The organism is Arcobacter iocasae (assembly GCF_042214795.1).
Lineage (GTDB): Bacteria > Campylobacterota > Campylobacteria > Campylobacterales > Arcobacteraceae > Arcobacter > Arcobacter iocasae.
Genome location: NZ_CP090177.1, coordinates 401,906 through 423,992, shown reverse-complemented (window position 1 = coordinate 423,992; position 22,087 = coordinate 401,906). Strand labels below are relative to the sequence as shown.

Sequence of the window (22,087 nt, the reverse complement as noted above, 5' to 3'; positions counted from 1 at the left end):
TAATTATTAATGTAATATAGTCTTTAAAACTATATTACATTAAAGAAATTATTTTTGTAACAATGATAATTGAAAATTTATTGCATTTTCTAAATTTTGAACCCATCCATTATAGTTTTGATGAATTTGATTTGTTTGAGAATTGTATTTCAAGTTTAAACTACTTTTATAATTAATAGAGAAACTTTTATTATTGTATGGAATCTCAACAACTGCTTGATGTGTTCTAATATTAAGTTTTCCCATTGCTAATCCAGGTTTAACTTTTGTTATAATCCAACCTTTTGATGCACCTGCAACCTTTATTGCATCATAAACTTTATCCATAGACGCTTTTACTTCTATTGGATCATTATTAACATTATAAATAGAAGCTGTTCTACAACCTGCTAAAAAAAATAATGCCAAAAATAGTACACTTGAAACTTTTAAAATATTCTTCATTCCATCTCCTGCGGTTTTTTAAATTTTAAGATTATAGCATTGTGACTATTATAATATTATTAATAAATTAGTTATTAGTAGAAAATAATTTTATTTATTTTCTAATTTATTTAACTCTTTCATATTTAAATTATGACAAAGTTTTACACCATAGAGAAAAATTATCCATGAAGTATAAATCCATAGGAAAGTAAAAAGAAGTGTTGCCATAGAGCCATAAAGGGTTGTATATGTTTGATTATATAAGATGTAGTATATAAATAGATTTTTTGTTATTGATATGACGACTAAAGTAAAAAATGAAGATATAAGTGCTGCTTTTACACTGATGTGCGTATTAACTGTTAGTTTAAATAGTACAAAAAAGATACTCCATCCTAACATTAGGGTTAATAAAAAATCAAAAATTGTATTATTGTAAAATGTTGTTAAAATTATATATCCTGCAAAAATTGCTGGAAGTAGGGTTATAAATAAAAGATAAAAGAAAAAAGAGGCATAAATGGATTTTCTTTTAGTTTTATGAATTTTATTTACAATATATTCATAGTCTTTAAAAAACATTGTAAATACAAATAGCATATAAATAATCCCTATATTTCCAAGTTTGTCAGAATTTGCTATGAAGTTTTTAAACTCTTGGGCAAAATTTTGAGAATGTGATGGGTTGATTAGATTAAGTATGTAATTTATAAATAAATCAACATAATCATTAAATTGTTCAAGATTCGAAACTATCGCAATAATTAGTGCAAAAATTGGAAGAATTGAAAAGATAGTAAAAAAGCTAAGACTTGCTGCATAATATGTTGTATCATCATTAAAAAATGAATCTAGAATCTCTACTAATTTTGCAAATAGCTTCTTACTATTTTTTTTCATTTTTTCACTTTATAAGCCCATCTTATGAGGATTTAATATGTTATTTGGATCAAATGCTTTTTTGATGCTTTTAAATAATTCAAGTTCTGCTTGAGAAAATGCAATACTCATAAATGGAGCTTTTGATAAACCAATTCCATGCTCTCCACTTAAAGTTCCACCCATATCAACTACTAGTTGGAAGATCTCTTCTATGGCTTTATGCCCATCATGCATCTCTTTTTCATTTGTTTTATCTTTAACCATTACATTAACATGGATATTTCCATCTCCTGCATGACCAAAACAAGGAACATTGAAACCATACTTATCCCCGATTTTGTATATTTCTTCTAAGGCCTCTGGTAGTTTACTTCTTGGAACTGAAATATCTTCATTAAGTTTTTTTGTTCCATAAATTGCAGTTGCAGGACTTGCATTTCTTCTTGCAAACCATAATTTAGCTGCTTCTTCATCATCTTTTGCAATAATAAATTCAGTTGAACCATATTGGGCAAAAGAGTTTTCTAAAGTTTTTAATTGTTCTTCTACTTCAGCTTGGCTACTTCCATCAACATCTCCTACTAAAATCCCACCTGCATTTTCAGGTAGACTAACTTGTGGAAATTTTTGTCTTAAAGCTTTTATTACTAGGGCATCTAAAAATTCCATTGCAACTGGATTTGCTCCAGATGCTAGTGATTTAAATACTGCATTCATAGCTTTATTTACATCTGGGAAAACACCCATGTATGTTTGTTTGAATTTTGGTTTAGGAATAAGTTTAAGCGTGATTTCTGTGATAATTGCTAGTGTTCCTTCACTTGCTATTAAAATACCAGCAGTATTATATCCTGCCACATCTTTGATAGTCTTTTTACCAGCTCTTATAATCTCACCATTTGGCAAAACTGCTCGAAGAGCTACCACATAATCTTTTGTAATACCATATTTTGCTGCTCTCATTCCACCTGCATTTTCACTTACATTTCCACCAAGTGTTGAGTAATGCTCACTTGCAGGATCTGGAGGATAAAATAATCCTACTTCTTCAACTGCTTTTTGAAATTCCATGTTAATTAGACCAGGTTGTACAACACCTAGCATGTTTTCCATATCTATTTCAAGTAGTTTATTCATATGCCGCTCAAGACTTAAAATAATACCACCTTCAGAAGGAAGTGCTCCACCTGTAAAACCAGAACCAGCACCTCTTGGAACAATTACTATTTTATTGTCATTACAATATTTTAATACATCTGATACATCTTGCTCATGTCTTGGAAAAACAACAGCATCTGGCTCAAATCTCTCTTTAGTAGCATCATAACAATAAGCTATTAAATGAGCTTTGTCACTTTTTACATTTTCTTTGCCTACTACAGAAATAAAGTAATCTATATGATTATTTTTTATCATTATTTAATCCTAAGACATTTGAATAATAAGAGTTATAATCTATTTGATCTTTGCCTTTCTTAGTTGCTAAATCGCCATATAAAATCTCTTCTTCACTTCTATCATCATTTAAAAACTTAGTAATAGCAGAGAAGTCTAACCAACTCCAAATATCAGATGTGAAAATACTAGATTCAATCTTTTCAATTCTTGTATAAAATGGCATTTGTGTTTTACTTGAGAGATTAGGAATCATTTGTTTATTTAAAAGTGTAAAAGTTCTACTATCTAAGATATATAGATTAGATTTTATAACAATAAATATTGTTCCCATATTTTGAGAAAGTGCAAACTCTTGAATCATTTTTTGAGTTGGAAGAGGTCTATATTCACTCTTTAAGTATGCTCCAAAGATATCTGAGTGTACGAAGTTATTTTCAGTGAATTTTTTTCTTGTAGCTCTAAATGCATCAATATTTGGTGCAATTAATAAACTTTGGTCATACATAAAATTTAAAATAAATGTATCATCATTTGCCACAACTCTATTTGATGTTGGGATTGCATTTTGTTTTAAATCTAAAAATGGAATAAATTTTACAATTGAATAGTTTGAATTTGAACTTTCAACATAAGCACTTGAGATTATAAGTGCATTGCCATCTTTATATGTATGTTGAATAACACCACTTTGTCCAATTTTTAAGTTTCCAATATTTATTTTTGCATGGTCACTTGTTACATCATAAAGTTTAGTACTTTGAGTTTGCATATCTAAATCAATAGAAATATCATTTTTAGAAGTTAATTCTTTGTCTATAACTATAGGGTTTATATCACTTAAAATATAATTATAATCTAAACCTTTTTTTGCAGACTTGATTTCAATATCTTTTATATACCAACCAGCTCTTTTCATCTCTTTAAGTGATTTTTCACCCTTGCACTCACCACCATCTAATTTAGTAGTTTCAATATTTGATGGAGTTTCCCAAGATTTTTTATAACAAATTGTAGTTTTTGCATTTAAACTATTTGCAACTAAAAGTGTTGCTCCAAGTAGTAATAATTTATTATTTATCATTTTTTTCCTTATTTAGTTTGTAACTCTTGTAATTTTTCTTTTACTTCATCCACATGGAGGATTTCAATAGTCTCGCCATTTACTTTTTTCTTTTTTCTTACACTTACTTTTTCCCAAACTGCTGCAATTTCACCTTTTGGGTTTATAATAAAGGTAGTTCTAACTACACCCATAGATTCTCTACCCATGAATTTTTTAAGTTGCCATACACCATAATCTTCACACATTTTTTTCTCAACATCTGCAAGTAGTGTTATGTTTAAATTTTGTTTTTCTATAAAGTTTCTATGCTTTGCAGGAGTATCTGGACTTACTCCTAAAATAGTAGCATCCAAATCATCAAATTCTGGCATAGAAGCTGTAAAGTCACAAGCCTCAGTTGTACAACCTGGTGTATTATCTCTTGGATAAAAATATAAAACTATCCAGCTTCCTTTTATATCTCTTAAACAAATCTCTACATCATCTTGATTTGGTGCACAAAAATCTGGTGCCATTGAATTTACTTCTAACATATTATAATTCCTTATTCTTTTATTGCTATAAATGTTGCAAAATTAACCCACTTGAAAAGTGTTTCACAGTGTGTAAATCCAGCATCTTTTATCATTTTTTTATTTTCATCTTCTGTATATGGTATCAAAACATTTTCCAAAGCTTCTCTTTTTTGAGAAATTTCAAATTCTGAATAACCTTGTGTTTTTTTAAATTCATAATACTCATCAATACACTGTTTATTTAAAACATTATTTGATGAGATTACTTTTTCACTAAAAATAAAAACTCCTTTTTTTTCCAAAGAGTCATATACTTTTTTTATAAGTTTTTCCCTTTGTAAAGGTCGTATAAATTGAAGTGTATAGTTAGATATAATTAAGTTAGCATTTGATAAATCAACATCATGAATATCACCACAAATAAGATCAATATCAACTCCAAAAGCTTTAGCTTTATTTGAAGCTCTATTTAACATGGCTTGTGAATTATCAATTCCAATTAGATTTAATTTTTTATTACAATGTTTACCAAGTTCTATTAGTGTTGATGCCGTTGAACAACCTAAATCAAAAACTTTATAATCATCTTCTAAAAAATTTAGTGCAAAATTTATAGTTAATCTTTGCATCTCTTTATAGTATGGAACTGAACGATTAAGCATATCATCAAATACAGATGCAACTTCTTCGTCAAATTCAAATTGTTTTTTAATTGATTTATTAAATACTTTATCTATCATGTAGATATTCTATCAAAATGATTATTAATAATCATTTTATAAAGTAAGATTAAAATAGATTTTACAAGCATTTATATCATTTACTATTTGTTCTTTTAATTTTTCAAAAGATTCAAATTTTTCATTATCTCTTAGTTTTTTGAAAAACTTGATTGAAATATCACTATTATGTACTGTAATATCTTTATTTAAAATATGAGTTTCAACTGCAAAATTCCCATCTGTAGTGACTCTATGACCAATAAATGAAATAGATGGATAGCTGATATTATCAACTATTGTTTTAGTGATATAAACCCCTTCTTTTGGAAGAAGGTAGTCTTGAATATTTAAGTTTATAGTTGGTACAAAATCTGACTTCCCTAAGCCTTGACCTTTTATTTGAGTTCCTTTTACTTCATACTTTCTTCCAAGAAGGGTATTTGCTGTTTCAAAATCACCAGTTTTAATATATTCTCTGATTATTCTTGAGTGTATTGCTATATCATTTACACTTATTTCATTTACAACAACGACTTCTCCATTAAAAAGTGATTTTAAATCTTCTGTGGAATTAGCTCTATTTTTGCCAAAACAAAAATCAAAGCCAACAACTATTTTTTTTAACTTTGGGAATTCATCTTTTAGTAAGTTTATAAACTCTTTTCCACTTAAGTGTTTTATATCATTTAGTTCATAATAAAAAACAGGAAAAGTTGTACATTTTTGTCTTTGCTCTTTTGGTGTCATATTTGCATGACCTGTTTCAATTGCAATAATTGCACCCTTTGAAGTTAGGTTATTAAATAAAGATTGATGGGCTATATGCATCCCATCAAATCCTCCAATTGCTACAGATGTTATACTTTCTTTATCTTTTTTCATTTTTCTACCTGTGTTTTTTTGAAGTAAAATAGCTCTTCAATATTGCCATCTTTTCCTTCTAATTTGCTTTTAGAGTTTTTAATTAGTTTCCAATTTAAAAGAACTGTTACGCCCAAAAATTTTCTTCTGGCAAGGTCTATGGCATCTTTATCTTTTACCATGCCTTTTTTATCTCTTTTGACATTTGTACCAACTTCAAATTGGGGTTTAAACAGTACTATTATATTTTTTGTTGACAATCTATTTATATCATCTATAATATTGTGTAAACTTATAAATGAAACATCACAAGTTACGATATCAAAAATTTTATCACTTTTAAAATCTCTAATATCACAGTTCTCAAAAAACTCAATTTTGTCATTATATTTTATTTTTTCATGGAGTTGGTTTGAACCTACATCGACGCAAGTTACACTTTTAACACCATTTTCAAGAAGTATTTGAGTAAAACCACCAGTGCTAGAACCTATGTCTAAAGCAGTCAAATCTTTTAAGTCTAAATTAATCTCATCTAAAAAATATTTTAATTTATATGCAGCTCTTGAGACATAAAAGGTATCTTCTAGTATCTCAACTTTGTGAGTCTCTTCTACATTAAAAGATGGTTTTGTTATAATAGAACCATCTATTTTTATTTTATTTGCTTTTATAAGTTCATGCGCCTTATTTCTACTTTGTATGTCGAAAGCTTTTGTTAAAAATAAATCTAATCTCATAGGTGGAATTATAGTTGAAATATGTTCAAAAAGAGTTTAGCTCAATTTTTGAAGAGAAAAAGTCAAAATTTCATGCTTTTTTAGCTCCGTATGAAAAGTTTAATGATGTAATGAAAAAGTTAAAAGAAGAGCATCCAAAAGCTAGGCATTTTGTTTATGCTTATAGGTATTTAAATGAGTTTGATCAAATTATTGAAAACAGTAGTGATGATGGAGAACCAAAAGGGACAAGTGGAAAACCCTGCTTAAATGTAATGGCTGGAAATGAATTAATAAACACCTTCGTAATAGTTGTACGATATTTTGGTGGAATAAAACTTGGAACGGGTGGATTAGTAAGAGCCTATAGTGATGCTGTTAATAGTGTAATTAATATCTCACAACTACAAACATACGAAAAACTAGAACAAAGAAAATTAACTTGTGAATATACTGATTTATCAAAGTTAGAGTATCTAATAAGTAATCAAAATATAAATATTTTAAATAAAGAGTTTGATATTAATATCAAATTATATCTTGAATCTACAAAAGAAGATTTTGAAATCTTTGAAAAAGATTTACCTCTAAATACTAAATTAGAAATAAATATATAATTTTAATGTAACTTTTAAATAATTAATATATAATAATCTCTATAATTATTAAAGGTGACAATTTGAAGATTATAATTTTTATTTTATTGATTTTTACAATAGGGGCAAATGCAAAAAATAGTGAGTATATAAATATAAATTTTAAGAATTTAGATATCGAAGAGTTTATAAAGATTACTTCTAAGCAGTTGGATAAAAATATCTTTTATCTAGGAAAGATAGAAGGAAAAGTTGATTTTGTAGCAAATAAATCAATTAAAAAGCAAAAACTTCTAGAACTTTTAAAATTTACTTTATTAAAAAAAGGTTATGTTTTAAAAGATGAAGGAACTATTTTTAAAATAGAAAATACAAATACACCTTTGAATCAAGAAGAAAAAAAAGTTGAAATAATAGCTATTAGGAATCTTGAAGCACAAAATGTATTAAAAGTTTTAAATAAGATTTATTCAAACAAAAAATCAAATACAAATCCTCTTATTACTATAGAAAATGATACAAACTCTATCATAATAGTAGGAAGTAAAGCTGACACAGATAATATAAAAAAGTTTATCAAAAAAATTGATATTTTAAATCCACAAATTTACATAAAAGCAAAAATAGTTGAAATAAGTGAAACTAAGACAAAAGAAGTAGGATTAGAGTATGGGTTAAATGGTTTTAATAAATATAGTTCTACAAACTTAAGCACTTTTTCTAGTTCTTTTAATAGTTTGAGTAATACTGCGATTAGTTTTAGTGAATTTTCTACTTTTGGCTTTGATATCAACTCTTTATCAAAGGGTTTGAGTTTAGGGGCAACAATAAACTTTTTAAAACAAAACCAAGCTATAGATGTAATATCTGAACCTTCTATTTTATGTATAAATAATAAAGAGTCATCTATTTATGTAGGTGAAACAAAATCCTTTAAAACAGGACAGACAACAAATACTTCAGGAACAACAGAATCCTATAAAAGAGAAGAAATAGGATTACGACTAAAAGTAAAACCTAGAATTTCAAATAATAAAATTATTTTACAAATAAATACAGTTCTTGAAGATGCAAAAGAATCAACTACAAGTGAAAATTTAGATACTTCAAAAAAAGAAGTAATTACAACAGCTATATTAAATAATGCAGAAAGTGTAATAATAGGTGGATTAATAAAATCTAAAAAATTTCAAACAGAATCTGGGCTTCCAGTTTTAAAAGATATTCCAATACTTGGGAGCTTATTTAAAAATGAAAAATATATAAATGATAAGATAAATCTTGTAGTAATCATAACGCCCTATATAGTTCCAAAAGATTCAACACTTAGTATTATAAAAAGTAAGGTTGATTATCTACAAAGTTTAGAAGATGTTTATGTAAATAGTTTAATAAAAAAGCTTGAAGAAAAAAGAGTAGAAAAAAGTAGTGTCAATAGAAGCACTTCCTCAAATGCATTAGAAAAGATTTACACTAATGTAGAAAATTAATACTTATTTCTTCTTTTTCATTCTTGTTTTTGAGACTCTTTTATCATTTATTTTATAATTAAATTCTAAGTATTTTTCTATCATATACTCAGATAAATCATACATCTCATCTAGGTTTGTTTTAATTTTCCATGAATTAACTTGGTCTTCTTCTGAGAGCTGTTTTTTTATTTTGATATTATTTTTATTATAAATATTTAAAAACTTTTCAGTTGGAAAATTTTGTATTAAAGGATGGCTTAAAAAAGATTTTTCATACTCTTTTTTAAAATAATGTATTAAAGAAAAAGCTAATAATTCTGGTATCCAAAAAGATCCTTTAGTTATTTTGTTAGAAAATATTGAAGTTAGATATTGATAATAAACTCGCATTGGTTCAAGATTTTTTGAAACTTTTAAAAATGTGGGTGATAGGTTTTTATTTCTAAATATATAAAGTAAAGTTTCACTTATGATAATATTTGATTCTAAGTAGTTCTTCAAATCATGAACACTTTTATTTATAAATTCAATGTCTTTGTCATCTATTAATAAGTTTTTATTTGAAATATTATCTTTTATTTCAATTTTTTCATAATCACTTAAAAGCATATGAATTATTAACAATAAAGTATCAACTTTTATCTTTTTTAAATTAAAAGAGTTACAATACTTTGAGACTAATTTTAATTGTTCATTCTTATCCATGCAGACCCTAATTTTTAGATTCATCTATTTTAGGAAAAAAAATTTATTACTTCTTCTTTTTTTGTGCTTCATTTATAATCATTTTGTGCTAATTTTATAGTTAAACCGTGCTATAATATTATATGAAAAAAGATACCTTACAAAAAAGAACAAAAATAGCAAACGATATTATGTATTATATTTATACACATATTGATACACATATTGATATAGAAGAGCTAAGTATTGATTTAAAAGTTAGTAAGTTTCATATGCATAGGATTTTTAAAGATGCTTTTGGTAAAAATATTTATGAGAGTATCAAGTCAATAAGACTCCAAAAGGCATCAAATCTACTTCTGACAAATAAGTACTCTACCATATCAAATATTGCAAATCAGTGTGGATACTCTTCTCAATCGTCATTTATAAAAAGCTTTAAAGAGAGATTTGAGATGACTCCAAAAGAGTGGAGAAGTACAGGATATAAAGATTATTCACACAAAATCTTACAACAATCACAAAAAGCAATGGAATCAACTGCAAACTTTAGTGATATGACACCAACTATCGTAAAAATGCCATTTTTTGAGAGTTTTTATATTAGGAATAATGGCTATAATGCAAATATAAAAGAGACTTGGCAGAAGCTTCAAACTTGGATTTTATCAAATGATATAAAAAACTATCAGCAAATAGCACTATTCCATGATAATCCAACTATTACACCACTAAATGAGTGTCAATATATTGCTTGTGTAGTAACAGATGACAAGAATATAAAAAGTGATAGATTGCCAAATTTTAAAATAGCAAAGGGTGTTTATGCCAAATTTGATTTAGTAGGTAAAAGAGGTGATATCCTTAAATTTATACATTGGGTTTATCATGAGTGGCTTCCTAAAAGTGAGTATGAAACAACAACTAAACCTTCATATGTAATTTATAGAAAGAATAATTTTTTAAATGAAGAAAATGAGTTTGATTTGAGTTTTTATGTATCAATAAATTATTGATTATTTTATATATTTTCTCATCAGTATATTAAAAATATTCAAGTCTTTTATTAGTTTTTCTGGAGTTTGTGATTTTATTATTTTATTACAATCATTACATAAAATACTCAAGTTTTCAAAGTGGTAAGTTCCACCTTGATCTAAATCTTTTATTAGTAATAACATTGAAGTATCTATTTTAATACTTTTACCGCATCTCTTACACTTATAATTATCTCTTTTAATAACAAAGTTTTTTCTTCTTAGAAGATTGTTTGGTGTGCTGTTTTCAGGAATAGATTCTTTTTCATAACTCGCCCATAATAACTCTTTTGGTATGTTTCTTTGAGTTCTTTTTTCAAATGGCATTTCTATAAATTGTTTTGTCATCTCTTCCAAAATCAATATTTTTGCTTGGTCATAAGAGCTTGTTTTGATTATTGAATCTATTCTTGAAAAATCAAAATTTACTTTTGGATAGTTATTTTTCAAATGAATTTTTACTTCATGTAGAAAGTAAGAAATATTATTTTTGGTATAATATTTTTTAAATATTTTTTTTCTATAGATATAAAAAGGTAATATACAAGCAATTATGATTGATGATAAGATTATGTAATCTAAACCAAGAATCATAATTTTTCAGCTAAATTATTTTAGGGTCTAAAGTATGATTTTTTAAAGTTGTTTTTGCTAAATCATGTTCCCCAATAGCTAAGTTTTCAAGCTCATTTATATGTAAAACAGGAAGATTAATCTCTCTTCCAATTACACTTTCCATATTTTTTCTATTAAAATCTAATAAGTAAAAATCTTGGTCATTATCTACTACAATAAAATCAGCTCCACTATCATAAGCATCAAGCATTAAAGTTGAGGTTAATTTGTAAGTTAATTCTGGATTTAAGTGAAAAGTATCTTTTGCTAAATCTTGATTTAAAGATTGTAAGTTAAGCATTTTTGCTTTAAGTTTTGAAATCAAGTTTGATTTTTCGAGTGAATCTTCTGTTTTTAAGTAAGCTAAACTAAAATCTTTGAAGTCATATTTTATCTCTTGTGCTTTTTTAAATGTACCAAAATTGATTGTTTTTGATATAGAAGATTTAAAGTTTTGTTTATCAATAGTTTTTGAAATATTTAACTTATTTTTCAAATTTATAATTTTTTCTTCAATACTTTTCTCAAAGTTAAAAATTCTGTTTTTAAGACTTGTATGAAATTCTATTCCACATTCACATTCTTTGATTGTATGCAATATCTCATTTTCTTTTTGAGGAAATTTTTCTATTAAATCAGAAGCTAATAAAAGTATAGCATCTCCTATGTAATCATGCTCTATATTTAAAGTATTTGAAGCATAAAAATAGATCTTATAAGATATATACAATTCTTCTATTTTTTTATCAATATGAGTAGCTAGTAAATCTGTAGTAATAAACTTATTTAGGATTGAAAGTTTAGAAGTAAAATCATCTTCATTGATTATAAAATCTTTATTTGCTCTTCTTATACTTAGAGGTTCTATTTTTATATCACTACCAAAGTTATCTTTTATTTGTTTACAAGTAGTCATTACATTTATGTAAATACCATTTACAACAAAGTAACTATTTGGGCTATTTTCAAAAGAAAATTCAGCTTCACTATTGAGTTTGTTTAAAACAGTCAAAAGTGTGTTATTTTCTTCAACATTTAAAAAATGTTTTGTGTAATATGGTAAATAGTCTGATTTACAATCAAATCTAAATAAAGAAATTTCAAGTTTCATAATCGTACCTTAAATATTTTCAAGTCTATTTTAGTCAAATATCTCTTAGGAAATAATAATTATTAATTGAAAATAATAATTATTCATTAAAACTTTTGATATTAACACCTATTTTTACTAATTTCCCCTCTAAATCTTCATATCCTCTATCTAAATGATAAATTCTATGAATATTTGTTTCACCATCTGCCACAAGTGCTGCTAAAACTAAAGCAGAACTAGCTCTTAAATCTGTAGCCATAACATCTGTACCGTTTAGTTTATTTGGAGTACCAGTTATACTTGCTATATTTCCATTAAGATGAATATCTGCACCCATTCTTAAAAGCTCACTTACATGCATATACCTATTTTCAAACAATCTTTCATCAATAGTACTTGTCCCATTTGCTTGGGTTGCAAGAGCCATAAATTGAGCTTGCATATCAGTTGGAAAGCCTGGATATTCTGTTGTTATTATATTTACAGCTTTTATGTTATCACTTGGAAAAATAGTGATTTCATTTTGTGTTGTTTCAATTTTAAAATTCATCTCTTCAAGTTTTGATATCACAGCTTCTAAATGCAAAGGTTGTACATGCGTAATTGTCAATTTAGAATTTGTAATTGCTCCTGCACATAAATATGTTCCAGCTTCAATTCTATCAGGTATTACATCAAAATCTTTAAATTCCAAAAGTTTTTTATTTGTACCCATAATTGTAATATCAGAACTACCGATTCCGCTTATATCTAATCCTGCATTTTTCAAAACTTCACATAATTGTACTATTTCAGGCTCTTTTGCACAATTGATAATTTGTGTTTTACCAACAGCAAGTGCTGCTGCCATAATTGCATTTTCTGTTCCACCCACGGTTACTTTGTCAAAAACAATTTTTGCACCCTTTAATCCATTTGGTGCAGTTGCTTTTATATATCCAGCTTTTATTTCTATTGTTGCACCCAATGCTTCCATAGCTTTTAAGTGTAAATCAACAGGTCTTTGCCCAATAGCACAACCACCAGGAAGAGAAACTTCACAATGCCCAAATCTTGCAAGTAGTGGTCCTAATACTAAAATTGATGCTCTCATTGTTTTTACAATATCGTAAGTCGCTTTTGTCTCTTTTAGATTTTGTGTAGAAATTTTTATTTTATTTTTGTCTTTTGAATAATCAGCCCCTAACATTTCTAGTAACTTTAACATTGTATTTATATCAACTACATCTGGAAGGTTTCCGATATTGATTTGATTATTTGATAATATAGTTGATGCAAGTAGCGGTAAAGTGGCATTTTTAGCCCCTGATATTTTTATTTCACCTTGAAGATTTTTAGAAGATTGTATTTTTAGATATTTCATTTTGTTCCTATTGGTTTAGTTCTGTATTTTTAAATGTATTAAAACTATTTATTACTTATTGAGAATAACCGGATTTTAACAAAAGATTAATTAAAATTCGGTTTTTACATCCTAGGATTATAATGGACACTCAAACAATACAAGGCATAAAGTTTATGCTTTTTGCATCACTTTTATTTGCTTTTATGGGAGCTTTTGCAAAAGAACTAAGCTCTTCAATGAGTTCAATTGAAGTTGTATTTTTCAGAAATATATTTGGAGTAGTACTAATTGCTCTTTCTTTATATAAAAAACCAGTAAAACAAACAGGTGGAAAGCCTTTATTACTATTTTTTAGAGGCTTTGTTGGTTTTTTAGCCCTGCTTACATTTTTTTATAATATTTCAAATATCTCACTTGCAGAAGCTATGACTTTTTCTAAAACTTCTACTATATTTACAGCTATTTTTGCATATGTTTTTATAAAAGAAAAATTAGGGCTAAGAGGCTGGATAGGTGTTTTTATTGGATTTATAGGAATTCTTTTTATTACAAAGTTTGATGGTAGTACTTTAGATAAAACAGATTGGCTTGGTATTTTTTCAGGTGTAGGTGCTGCTTTAGCATACACCTCAGTTAGGGAATTACGAACTTTTTATGATACTAGAGTTATAGTTTTATCTTTTATGACAATAGGAACAATAGGTCCTATTATATTGATGGTAATTGCAAATTTTTATTCAAATAGTACTTTTGATTTTATGTTTGGAAAATTTACAATGCCAAATCTAAATGATTTATTATATATAACCCTTATGGGAACAACTGCAACCTTTGCACAAATTTATATGACAAAGGCTTATGGGGCTGCAAAGGCTGGGATAATTGGCACAATTTCATATAGTAATTTGATTTTTGCAATAATTCTAGGTGTAATATTAGGAGACAAATTTCCTGATATTTGGATATCATTGGGTATAATTTTAATTATTATTAGTGGAGTTTTAGCTTCAAGTAAAAAATAAGGAGAAAAAGTGAGTTTTGATTGGGAATTTTCTGTTATAGAGTGGAGTATTATTGCAATTGTTATAGTTGCTTGGTATATACATGATAAATATGTTCAAAGAAAGCATCAATTATTGGTAAATTATCCAATTATTGGAAGATTAAGATTTGTTTTGGAAGAAGCAAGGGAGCCATTTAGACAATATTTTGGCGATGAAAAGTTTTATGAATCAAAAGATAAATTAGACTGGCTTAATAAAGCATGTCGAGATCTTCCAAATTATGCTTCATTTTCTCCAAGTCAACCTTTGCCATATCCTAAGTTTATGATAAGACATGCCAATATAGTTTTAAATGAAGAAGAGGTTGAAGGTGGGTTTGAAGTAACTTTTGGACCAAGAAGAAAAAAACCTTTTATTTCTAAATCTATAATTGGAAGATCAGCTATGAGTGATGGTTCTATTTCACCTGAAGGAACAAGAGCTTTTGCAAAAGGTGCCCTAGAAGGACAATTTCCTATAAACACAGGTGAGGGTAGTGTAACTTCAAACTTCTTTGTTACACATCAAAATTACAAAGCTGATTACATGAAAGTTGTGCATGGTACAAAATTTGAAAAAAAGATAAAAGATGTAGTTCAATTTTTCTTTAATGGAGCCGTTGCAGCTGATGTTTATAGAAAGCTAGTATTTGGAAAAGACCCAGAAGCAGAAACTTATATATTTGACTTACAATCATCATTATTTCATAGAATAAACTGGGATGCTCCACTAGAGTCTTTCCCAAAAGAAGTTCCTACTGATTTACCTGATATTACATTTCAAATAAGTTCTGGATTGTATGGTGCTAGGGATAAAGCTGGTAAATTTGACCCTATAAGATATGAAAAAGTTATGAGATTTTGTCGTATGACAGAGATAAAAATGGCACAAGGTGCAAAACAAACAGGTGGAAAACTAGCTGGTCATAAAGTTACTCCTGCAATTGCTTATTATAGAGGTGTTGAAGCATATAAAGATGTTTTTTCACCAAATAGATTTCCTTATGCAAATACTATTGAAGAACTTTTTGATTTCATTGGTCAATTACAAGAAATCTCTGAAAAACCAGTTGGGGTAAAAATAGTTATTTCTGATTTAGATAATATTGAGCCTTATGCTAAAGAGATTAAAAAAAGAATAGATGAAGGAAAAGATTCATATCCTGATTATATTGCTATTGATGGAGGAAGTGGTGGAAGTGCTACTGCTCCAATTGAAACAATGGAAAGAGTAGGTCTTGATATTAAAGATTCTATTTATTTAGTTGACAAAGTATTAAGAGAGTATGGAGTAAGAGATAAAATCAATTTAGTAGCTAGTGGAAAAGTTTTAACTCCTGATGATGTTATTATTATCATGTCTTTAGGTGCAGATTTTATTCAAATAGCTCGTGGATTTATGATGAGTGCTGGGTGTATTAGAGCTAGATATTGTTCTGGTACTACAGGACATGATTGTCCCGTTGGACTTGCTACTCAAAATAAATCAAAAAGAAAAAAATATTTCGTACACAAACAAGCTAAAAAAGTAGCAAATTATCATAAAAACTTATTGAAAAGTGTAAAAGGTATGTTAGCTATTATGGGACTTAAAAATGTTAGTCAATTGAATAAACATAGAATCATGTTTGTAGATAAAGACGCAAAAGTTTATGATAATATGGATGATGTATTTAAAAGAAAACTAAAAATTGGTAGAGATTTGGAGGACGAATATCATGAACATGGATAAGGTTATTTCTGGATTTTTTATAATTTTAGCGATGACTGTAAACTTTGGATTTGTTTATGGTGACTTAGATACTATGACTCATCATAGTAAATATGAACTTTTTGCTGCAATTATTATAAATGTAATTGCAACAGTTCTTAAGCTAGGTGATAGAACTCAAGTTGGTTCTGTACTTTTGGCAACTTCACTTGTTGCAGATATCCAATTAATATCTGCAGCTTCTGTTTGGACAATAGCTACATATGCAAGTATAGTTACCTCTGAAGTTAGTACAACTATTGTTTCTCTTTCAGCAGGTGCATTGTTAGCAAATATTGTTTCTGTGCTTCTTTATGTGGGAGACACATTAAAATCAAAACGATAGTTTCCTTGAAAACGATAGGTTAAATTTTGACAAATAGTACATTATGGATAGTTCTTCTTAGAATGAGAATGCCTTTTATTGTAATAATTGTAACATACACTATTGCAATAACTGGGCTTTTATTAATTGATGGAGTGGATGATAAAGGCAATATTTATCATATGTCAATTTTTGATGCATATTATTTTGTAACTTATACAGCTAATACTATTGGATTTGGTGAAACACCATATGCTTTTACTTATCCACAAAGAATGTGGGTTAGTTTTTCAATTTATCTTACTGTATTGGGTTGGTTTTATGGTATAGGAACACTTGTTTCTTTACTTCAAGATAAAGTTTTATTAGAAGAGCTTAGAAGAAATAAATTCAGAAGAAATGTAAAAAAGATAAAACAAAGTTTTATTATAGTTTTGGGATATAACAATATAACTTCAGAAATTATAAAAAAAGCTCTAAGCTATGATATAAAAACTGTAGTAATAGAATCAGATGAAAATAGGGTAAATGATTTACTTTTAGAAAACTTTACACCTTATGTTCCCGTATTACTTTCAGATGTAAGTTCACCAAAAGTTTTAGAAGAAGCAGGAATAGAAAAAAGTAATTGTAGAGGATTAGTATGTTTATTTAATGATGACAAGCTAAATTTAAAAGTTGCAGTTATGGCTAAAATCTTAAATAGAAATATAAAACTTGTTGTAAAAGCATCAACTGCAAATCAAAGTGAAAATTTAGAAGATATTGGTGTTGATATTGTTGCAAATCCTTTTTCTATTATTTCAAAAGAGATTGATATTGCATTTAAAGCACCAAATATTTTAAAACTTGAAAAATGGATTTACAAAATAGATAACTTGAATGCTCAAACTCCTAATTTCCCTATGGGAAGGTATATAATTTGTGGTTTTGGTCGTATGGGAAATTATTTACAAGATCGATTGAGTGATAATGAAATAGAGTTGGTTTTTATTGAAATCGATGAGAAAAAATTAGCAAATTATAAAGAAGATAGTGTTTCAAGAATAATTATTGGTGATGCTGATGACAAAAGAGTACTCACAAAAGCTGGAATTCTTGAAAGTGTAGCAATAATAGCTGCAACAAATGATGATACAACTAATTTATCTATTTTAAGTAGTGCAAAAAAATTAAACCCAAAAATAGTGACAATAGCAAGAGAGAATGAACTAGGATATGTCTCAATGTTTCAAAACTCTAGAATTGATCATATCTTTTTGCCTGCAAATATTTTGATAAATAAAACAACCAATGCTTTAATAAATCCCCTATCAGACTTGTTTATTCAAGAGATGATAACTAAAGATGAAACTTGGGCTTCAAGCCTAGTGAAGAAGCTAACTCAAACTATAGATGAAAATCCTTTATTAGAATCAATTGAGATAGATAACTTTGATGCACCAGAGATTTATAAGCATTTAGATAATGGTGAAGAGTTAAAATTAAAAATATTTAGAACATCATTACATAATCGAGAGTTAAATAATAATATAGTACCCTTAGCCTTAATAAGAGGTGGTGAAAAATATTTAATCCCTGATTGGGATATGCCCTTAGAAAAAAATGATAAAATACTTTTTGCCTGCGATGAATATGCAAGAGATGATATGCAAAATATTGCACAAAATATTTATGAATTTTATTATGCCTATAGTGGAAAAGAAAAAAGAACAATTTTAAGAAGGATATTAAAGTGAAAGTTTTAGCTGGACCTTGTGTCTTAGAAGATAGAGACACCGTATTTAGAATAGCTGAAAAATTGAAGCCTTTAAGCGAAGATAAAAGAGTAGAATTTTATTTTAAAGCTTCATTTGATAAAGCAAATAGAACAAGTTTGGATTCATATAGAGGACCTGGACTTGATGATGGATTGAGACTTTTTGAAGAGATTAAAAAAGAGTTTGGATATAAGCTTATAACAGATATTCATGAGTCACATCAAGCAGCACCTGCTGCTGAAGTTATGGATATTTTACAAATACCTGCATTTTTATGTAGACAGACAGATTTACTTGTAGCTGCTGCAAAAACATCATGTATAATAAATGTAAAAAAAGGTCAGTTCTTAGCAGCTGATGCTATGAAACATCCAATTGATAAGATACTAAAAACTAGAGGCGTTGATGAGGTTAGTTACCAAAACTCACTAGATAATAATGTATGGCTTTGTGAAAGAGGAAATACTTTTGGATATGGAGCACTTGTAGTTGATATGAGAAATTTACTTCTTATGAAAGAGTATGCACCAGTGATTTTTGATGCAACTCACTCTGTTCAAATACCAAGTACAGGTGGAACAACGGGAGGGAATTCTGCTTTTGTTCCATCTATGGCAAAAGCAGCAGCAGCGGTTGGTGTTGATGGCTTCTTTTTTGAAACGCACACTGATCCAAGTGTTGCAAAAAGTGATGGACCAAATATGCTAAAAATCGAAGACTTATATAAGACTATAAATGAGATTTTTGCAATCCAAGGGGCTTTAGGATATAATTAGCCCCTTATATAAAATTTTCGGAGAAATTTAAATGAATATTATTGAAGGTAAATTAAGACTTGACGGAAGCGAAAAAGTTCTTATTATAAATGGTAGATTTAATCATATTATTACAGATAGATTAGTAGAAGGTGCAAAAGATGCCTTTATTAGACATGGTGGAAATGAAGCAAATTTAGATTTAGTATTAGTTCCTGGTGCTTTTGAAATTCCTTTTGCTTTAGAAAAAGCATTGGCTTCAGATAAATATGATGCAGTATGTTGTGTTGGTGCAGTAATAAGAGGAGCAACTCCTCATTTTGATTATATTTCAGCTGAAGCTACAAAAGGTATCGCAACTGTTGGTATCAAATCAGGAAAACCTGTTGCAAATGGTGTTTTAACAACTGATACTATAGAGCAAGCAATTGAGAGAGCTGGAAGTAAAGCTGGAAATAAAGGTGCTGAAGCTATGGTTACTATCATTGAAATGTTAGATTTATATAAAGAGATGGGAAAATAGATTGGCAACTAGAACACAAGCTAGAGAGTCTGTAATAGGACTTCTTTATGCATATGACTTAGGTAATGAGGGAATTGTAAAGTTTGTAGATGAAATTTTAGAAGATAAAAAAATCAGAAACAAACAAAAAGAGTTTGCCTTAAATTTATTTAATGGTGTAGTAAATAATTACGCTCTTATAAATGAACACATCGCTTCACATCTTAATCAAGGAACTATAAAAGATATAGGTTCTGTAGAAAAATCAATTTTAAGACTTGCTATTTATGAAATACTATTTGAAACACTTGATAGAGCTATTATTATAAATGAAGCAATTGAGTTATCAAAAAGATTAGCAAGTGATGGTGCACCAAAATTCATAAATGGTGTATTGGATAAAGTTACTAAGGAAGCTTAATGAAACTATGTATTTCATTGGATTTACCAAGTGCAGATGAAAATCTTGAATTAGTTAAAAAAGTAAAAGACTATGATGTTTGGTTAAAAGTAGGATTTAGAACATATATAAGAGATGGAAAATATTTTTTAGAAGAGATAAAAGAGATAAATCCTAATTTTAAGATTTTTTTAGATTTAAAACTTTATGATATACCAAATACAATGGCAGATGCAGCAGAAGAAATAACTGCCTTAGGACTTGTAGATATGTTTAATGTACATGCAAGTGCTGGAATAGATGCTATGAAAACAGTAATGGATAGAATAAAAGATATTCCAAATAGACCTTTAGTTTTAGCAGTTACTGCTTTAACTTCTTTTGATAATGAAAGTTTTAGATCTATTTATAATGAATACATAACCACAAAAGCAACACAGTTTGCAAAAGATACTTTTAATGCTGGCATTGATGGAGTAGTTTGTTCTGCTTTTGAAAGTGCTGATATCAAAAAGAATACTTCTGAGAACTTTATCACTCTTTGTCCTGGTATTAGACCTTTTGGTGAAGATGCAGGGGATCAAAAAAGAGTTGCAGATATTCCATTTGCAAAAGAAAATTTTGTGGATTTTATTGTAGTTGGAAGACCAATTTATAAAGATGAAAATCCAAATGATGTAGTTAAAAAGATTTTAGAGAATATTTAAAAGCTTTTTAGTAATAAAATTTCAAAAGTTAATAAAAAATCGTTAAAAATTAAGCGATTTTTTAACTTTATTTGTCTAAAATCACAGTCCTAATTCAAAGAAGGACAGTTGGGTGAGTGGCTGAAACCACATCCCTGCTAAGGATGCGTACTGGCAACGGTACCGAGAGTTCGAATCTCTCACTGTCCGCCACTATTGAATTAGTGAGGGTCTATAGCTCAGTTGGTTAGAGCACTCGGCTCATAACCGAGTGGTCCTGTGTTCGAGTCACAGTAGACCCACCACTTTTAAGCACCATTTTATGGTACTTTATAGAAGTTTTGCAAACTTCTTTTAAAAATGTAAAAATTTATTTTTAATACATTTTTAATACAACTTGTAAAAAAGCGGGAGTAGCTCAGTTGGCTAGAGCTTCTGCCTTCCAAGCAGATTGTCGCGAGTTCGAGTCTCGTCTCCCGCTCCATAAAAAAAGTCAAGATTTAAGATTTCTTTTGAAGTTTTAAATCTTGACTTTTTTTTTGCAAAAAAACTAATAAATCATATTGTAGATAGGTGTCTGAGCGGTTGAAAGAGTATGCTTGGAAGGCATATGTAGATAATATCTACCATGGGTTCAAATCCCATTCTATCTGCCACTTTTATAACTTCTTGAAAAGTTTTGAACAGTATTTAGTATACGCTAATTCTAAAATAAATATTTAATACTATGCTCTATACGCATCCATAAATACATTAACAGCTCTTATTGCCATTTGGTCCATTTCTTCTTTTGAATATTCTATGTCAATATTTAAAAGAAATTGATACATTAATTCTGATTCTAGTAGTCCACATAAGTGCTTTGCGGCAATAATTGTATTTGTTTTCTTAATTTTATTTGACTGCATAGTTTTTTCTAAAAAGGTAGAAATGATATTTTGACTTTTTAATACTCTATTGTTGTAAGCAATTCTTCCTAAGTCTGTTATTCCTGATTGACTTATTGTTAGTTTTCTTAATTCTCTTAATTTTGGTGAATATAAAAAAGCTAGTTGTCTTTTACCAAATTCACATAATTGTTCATATTCATTTTCAATTTTAGCAGATTCAGAGATTGTTTCGTATACAAATTGAAATTCCTCTTCATTTGAGATAGAAATTACTTCAAAAAACAACTCTTCTTTTGAAGGAAAATAGTTATATAGTGTTGTTTTAGAACCTCCAGCTCGAGCACAAATTTTTGACATAGAAGCTCGTTCAAAGCCAAACTCTCTAAAGACTTCTGTTGCAGCTTGAATTATTGTTTGTCTTTTTGTTTCTGTTTTTTTTCTCATTAAAATTTCTTTTCAATTTATTATTTTAAAGTTATCTTAACATGTAAAAAGATAATATTCCTTTAAATGAACAGTACAGTACAGTACAATTTTGAAGAAAGGTAT

At 28.0% G+C, this 22,087-nt stretch carries 24 protein-coding genes and 4 tRNA genes; 15 read left to right on the top strand and 13 right to left on the bottom strand.

Going from position 1 to position 22,087, the window contains the following annotated elements:
- Positions 1–48: 48 nt before the first annotated feature.
- The 8 genes from LXN10_RS02235 to tlyA all read right to left on the bottom strand — a co-directional run bounded on the left by LXN10_RS02235 (position 49) and on the right by tlyA (position 6,607).
- Positions 49–444: a hypothetical protein gene (locus LXN10_RS02235; RefSeq protein ID WP_375724328.1), complete on the bottom strand. Its 396-nt coding sequence runs from the start codon at positions 442–444 to the stop codon at positions 49–51.
- Positions 445–534: 90 nt separating this feature from the next.
- Entirely contained in the window at positions 535–1,326 is a 792-nt protein-coding gene (locus tag LXN10_RS02230) for a YihY/virulence factor BrkB family protein (RefSeq protein ID WP_375724327.1), read from the bottom strand.
- A gap of 9 nt (positions 1,327–1,335) precedes the next feature.
- On the bottom strand, positions 1,336–2,724 hold the full coding sequence (locus LXN10_RS02225) for an FAD-binding oxidoreductase (protein ID WP_375724326.1): 1,389 nt from the start codon (positions 2,722–2,724) through the stop codon (positions 1,336–1,338).
- Positions 2,711–3,787, bottom strand: a complete 1,077-nt coding sequence (locus tag LXN10_RS02220) for a plasminogen-binding N-terminal domain-containing protein (protein ID WP_375724325.1) — start codon at positions 3,785–3,787, stop codon at positions 2,711–2,713. The genes LXN10_RS02225 and LXN10_RS02220 overlap by 14 nt, the downstream gene beginning before the upstream one ends.
- A gap of 8 nt (positions 3,788–3,795) precedes the next feature.
- Entirely contained in the window at positions 3,796–4,302 is a 507-nt protein-coding gene (gene bcp, locus LXN10_RS02215; RefSeq protein ID WP_375724324.1) for a thioredoxin-dependent thiol peroxidase, read from the bottom strand.
- A gap of 11 nt (positions 4,303–4,313) precedes the next feature.
- Positions 4,314–5,024, bottom strand: coding sequence for a carboxy-S-adenosyl-L-methionine synthase CmoA (cmoA, locus tag LXN10_RS02210; RefSeq protein ID WP_375724323.1), 711 nt, complete (start codon positions 5,022–5,024; stop codon positions 4,314–4,316).
- 36 nt (positions 5,025–5,060) lie between these two features.
- Positions 5,061–5,888 (bottom strand): bifunctional riboflavin kinase/FAD synthetase, encoded by an 828-nt coding sequence (locus LXN10_RS02205; RefSeq protein WP_375724322.1) that lies wholly within the window; start codon positions 5,886–5,888, stop codon positions 5,061–5,063.
- A complete protein-coding gene (gene tlyA, locus LXN10_RS02200; protein WP_375724321.1) occupies positions 5,885–6,607 on the bottom strand; it encodes a 23S rRNA (cytidine-2'-O)-methyltransferase TlyA in 723 nt (240 codons plus the stop codon). The genes LXN10_RS02205 and tlyA overlap by 4 nt, the downstream gene beginning before the upstream one ends.
- Before the next feature lie 14 nt (positions 6,608–6,621).
- Between tlyA and LXN10_RS02195 the strand changes: the two genes are divergently transcribed.
- Together LXN10_RS02195 and LXN10_RS02190 are read left to right on the top strand one after the other, a co-directional pair.
- Positions 6,622–7,203, top strand: coding sequence for a YigZ family protein (locus LXN10_RS02195; protein ID WP_375724320.1), 582 nt, complete (start codon positions 6,622–6,624; stop codon positions 7,201–7,203).
- 62 nt (positions 7,204–7,265) lie between these two features.
- On the top strand, positions 7,266–8,672 hold the full coding sequence (locus tag LXN10_RS02190; protein WP_375724319.1) for a type II secretion system protein GspD: 1,407 nt from the start codon (positions 7,266–7,268) through the stop codon (positions 8,670–8,672).
- Positions 8,673–8,675: 3 nt separating this feature from the next.
- Here LXN10_RS02190 and LXN10_RS02185 read toward each other — a convergent pair whose 3' ends face one another.
- Positions 8,676–9,359: a hypothetical protein gene (locus LXN10_RS02185; RefSeq protein ID WP_375724318.1), complete on the bottom strand. Its 684-nt coding sequence runs from the start codon at positions 9,357–9,359 to the stop codon at positions 8,676–8,678.
- A 122-nt stretch (positions 9,360–9,481) separates the two neighbouring features.
- On the opposite strand from LXN10_RS02185, the gene LXN10_RS02180 reads away from it, so the two are divergent.
- On the top strand, positions 9,482–10,354 hold the full coding sequence (locus LXN10_RS02180) for an AraC family transcriptional regulator (RefSeq protein ID WP_375724317.1): 873 nt from the start codon (positions 9,482–9,484) through the stop codon (positions 10,352–10,354).
- Here the strand turns inward: LXN10_RS02180 and LXN10_RS02175 are convergent, their stop codons facing one another.
- The 3 genes from LXN10_RS02175 to murA form a co-directional block, all read right to left on the bottom strand.
- A complete protein-coding gene (locus LXN10_RS02175) occupies positions 10,355–10,825 on the bottom strand; it encodes an HNH endonuclease (RefSeq protein ID WP_375724316.1) in 471 nt (156 codons plus the stop codon).
- A 154-nt stretch (positions 10,826–10,979) separates the two neighbouring features.
- Positions 10,980–12,101: an HdrB C-terminal domain-containing protein gene (locus LXN10_RS02170; protein WP_375724315.1), complete on the bottom strand. Its 1,122-nt coding sequence runs from the start codon at positions 12,099–12,101 to the stop codon at positions 10,980–10,982.
- A gap of 79 nt (positions 12,102–12,180) precedes the next feature.
- The gene (gene murA / locus LXN10_RS02165; RefSeq protein ID WP_129100737.1) at positions 12,181–13,446 is read right to left on the bottom strand and encodes a UDP-N-acetylglucosamine 1-carboxyvinyltransferase; all 1,266 of its coding nucleotides are present in this window, start codon (positions 13,444–13,446) and stop codon (positions 12,181–12,183) included.
- Between the two features lie 122 nt (positions 13,447–13,568).
- Here murA and LXN10_RS02160 point away from each other — a divergent pair, with 122 nt between their 5' ends.
- The 12 genes from LXN10_RS02160 (at position 13,569) to LXN10_RS02105 (ending at position 21,304) form a co-directional block, all read left to right on the top strand.
- Entirely contained in the window at positions 13,569–14,450 is an 882-nt protein-coding gene (locus LXN10_RS02160) for a DMT family transporter (RefSeq protein WP_375724314.1), read from the top strand.
- Positions 14,451–14,459: 9 nt separating this feature from the next.
- Complete coding sequence (locus LXN10_RS02155) at positions 14,460–16,202, top strand: glutamate synthase-related protein (protein ID WP_375724313.1); 1,743 nt, start codon at positions 14,460–14,462, stop codon at positions 16,200–16,202.
- Entirely contained in the window at positions 16,189–16,566 is a 378-nt protein-coding gene (locus LXN10_RS02150; RefSeq protein ID WP_129100734.1) for a DUF6394 family protein, read from the top strand. Before LXN10_RS02155 ends, LXN10_RS02150 begins: the two co-directional genes overlap by 14 nt.
- Positions 16,567–16,592: 26 nt before the next feature.
- Positions 16,593–18,284: a potassium channel family protein gene (locus tag LXN10_RS02145; protein WP_375724312.1), complete on the top strand. Its 1,692-nt coding sequence runs from the start codon at positions 16,593–16,595 to the stop codon at positions 18,282–18,284.
- Positions 18,281–19,081, top strand: a complete 801-nt coding sequence (gene kdsA / locus LXN10_RS02140) for a 3-deoxy-8-phosphooctulonate synthase (protein ID WP_375724311.1) — start codon at positions 18,281–18,283, stop codon at positions 19,079–19,081. The genes LXN10_RS02145 and kdsA overlap by 4 nt, the downstream gene beginning before the upstream one ends.
- 31 nt (positions 19,082–19,112) lie before the next feature.
- Positions 19,113–19,583, top strand: a complete 471-nt coding sequence (gene ribH, locus LXN10_RS02135; RefSeq protein WP_375724310.1) for a 6,7-dimethyl-8-ribityllumazine synthase — start codon at positions 19,113–19,115, stop codon at positions 19,581–19,583.
- 1 nt (position 19,584) lies between these two features.
- Positions 19,585–19,983 (top strand): transcription antitermination factor NusB, encoded by a 399-nt coding sequence (nusB, locus tag LXN10_RS02130; protein WP_375724309.1) that lies wholly within the window; start codon positions 19,585–19,587, stop codon positions 19,981–19,983.
- Positions 19,983–20,669 carry an orotidine-5'-phosphate decarboxylase gene (gene pyrF / locus LXN10_RS02125; protein ID WP_375724308.1) on the top strand — a complete coding sequence of 229 codons (687 nt, stop codon included), beginning with the start codon at positions 19,983–19,985 and terminating at the stop codon, positions 20,667–20,669. The genes nusB and pyrF overlap by 1 nt, the downstream gene beginning before the upstream one ends.
- A gap of 102 nt (positions 20,670–20,771) precedes the next feature.
- A tRNA-Ser gene (locus tag LXN10_RS02120) sits at positions 20,772–20,861 on the top strand.
- Between the two features lie 15 nt (positions 20,862–20,876).
- A tRNA-Ile gene (locus tag LXN10_RS02115) sits at positions 20,877–20,953 on the top strand.
- Between the two features lie 102 nt (positions 20,954–21,055).
- Positions 21,056–21,132, top strand: a tRNA-Gly gene (locus tag LXN10_RS02110).
- Between the two features lie 83 nt (positions 21,133–21,215).
- Positions 21,216–21,304, top strand: a tRNA-Ser gene (locus LXN10_RS02105).
- Between the two features lie 69 nt (positions 21,305–21,373).
- Here the strand turns inward: LXN10_RS02105 and LXN10_RS02100 are convergent.
- Positions 21,374–21,982: a TetR/AcrR family transcriptional regulator gene (locus LXN10_RS02100; protein ID WP_375724307.1), complete on the bottom strand. Its 609-nt coding sequence runs from the start codon at positions 21,980–21,982 to the stop codon at positions 21,374–21,376.
- Between the last annotated feature and the right edge of the window lie 105 nt (positions 21,983–22,087).

What these genes read in the sequence shown, in the direction of transcription:
- LXN10_RS02230 (WP_375724327.1), bottom strand. Translation starts at nt 1,326, where the DNA reads ATGAAAAAAAATAGTAAGAAGCTATTTGCAAAATTAGTAGAGATTCTA.
- LXN10_RS02185 (WP_375724318.1), bottom strand. Translation starts at nt 9,359, where the DNA reads ATGGATAAGAATGAACAATTAAAATTAGTCTCAAAGTATTGTAACTCT.
- LXN10_RS02100 (WP_375724307.1), bottom strand. Translation starts at nt 21,982, where the DNA reads ATGAGAAAAAAAACAGAAACAAAAAGACAAACAATAATTCAAGCTGCA.
- murA (WP_129100737.1), bottom strand. Translation starts at nt 13,446, where the DNA reads ATGAAATATCTAAAAATACAATCTTCTAAAAATCTTCAAGGTGAAATA.
- LXN10_RS02205 (WP_375724322.1), bottom strand. Translation starts at nt 5,888, where the DNA reads ATGAAAAAAGATAAAGAAAGTATAACATCTGTAGCAATTGGAGGATTT.
- LXN10_RS02150 (WP_129100734.1), top strand. Translation starts at nt 16,189, where the DNA reads ATGAACATGGATAAGGTTATTTCTGGATTTTTTATAATTTTAGCGATG.
- LXN10_RS02220 (WP_375724325.1), bottom strand. Translation starts at nt 3,787, where the DNA reads ATGATAAATAATAAATTATTACTACTTGGAGCAACACTTTTAGTTGCA.
- pyrF (WP_375724308.1), top strand. Translation starts at nt 19,983, where the DNA reads ATGAAACTATGTATTTCATTGGATTTACCAAGTGCAGATGAAAATCTT.
- LXN10_RS02160 (WP_375724314.1), top strand. Translation starts at nt 13,569, where the DNA reads ATGGACACTCAAACAATACAAGGCATAAAGTTTATGCTTTTTGCATCA.
- cmoA (WP_375724323.1), bottom strand. Translation starts at nt 5,024, where the DNA reads ATGATAGATAAAGTATTTAATAAATCAATTAAAAAACAATTTGAATTT.
- LXN10_RS02170 (WP_375724315.1), bottom strand. Translation starts at nt 12,101, where the DNA reads ATGAAACTTGAAATTTCTTTATTTAGATTTGATTGTAAATCAGACTAT.
- LXN10_RS02225 (WP_375724326.1), bottom strand. Translation starts at nt 2,724, where the DNA reads ATGATAAAAAATAATCATATAGATTACTTTATTTCTGTAGTAGGCAAA.
- ribH (WP_375724310.1), top strand. Translation starts at nt 19,113, where the DNA reads ATGAATATTATTGAAGGTAAATTAAGACTTGACGGAAGCGAAAAAGTT.
- LXN10_RS02180 (WP_375724317.1), top strand. Translation starts at nt 9,482, where the DNA reads ATGAAAAAAGATACCTTACAAAAAAGAACAAAAATAGCAAACGATATT.
- bcp (WP_375724324.1), bottom strand. Translation starts at nt 4,302, where the DNA reads ATGTTAGAAGTAAATTCAATGGCACCAGATTTTTGTGCACCAAATCAA.
- LXN10_RS02235 (WP_375724328.1), bottom strand. Translation starts at nt 444, where the DNA reads ATGAAGAATATTTTAAAAGTTTCAAGTGTACTATTTTTGGCATTATTT.
- tlyA (WP_375724321.1), bottom strand. Translation starts at nt 6,607, where the DNA reads ATGAGATTAGATTTATTTTTAACAAAAGCTTTCGACATACAAAGTAGA.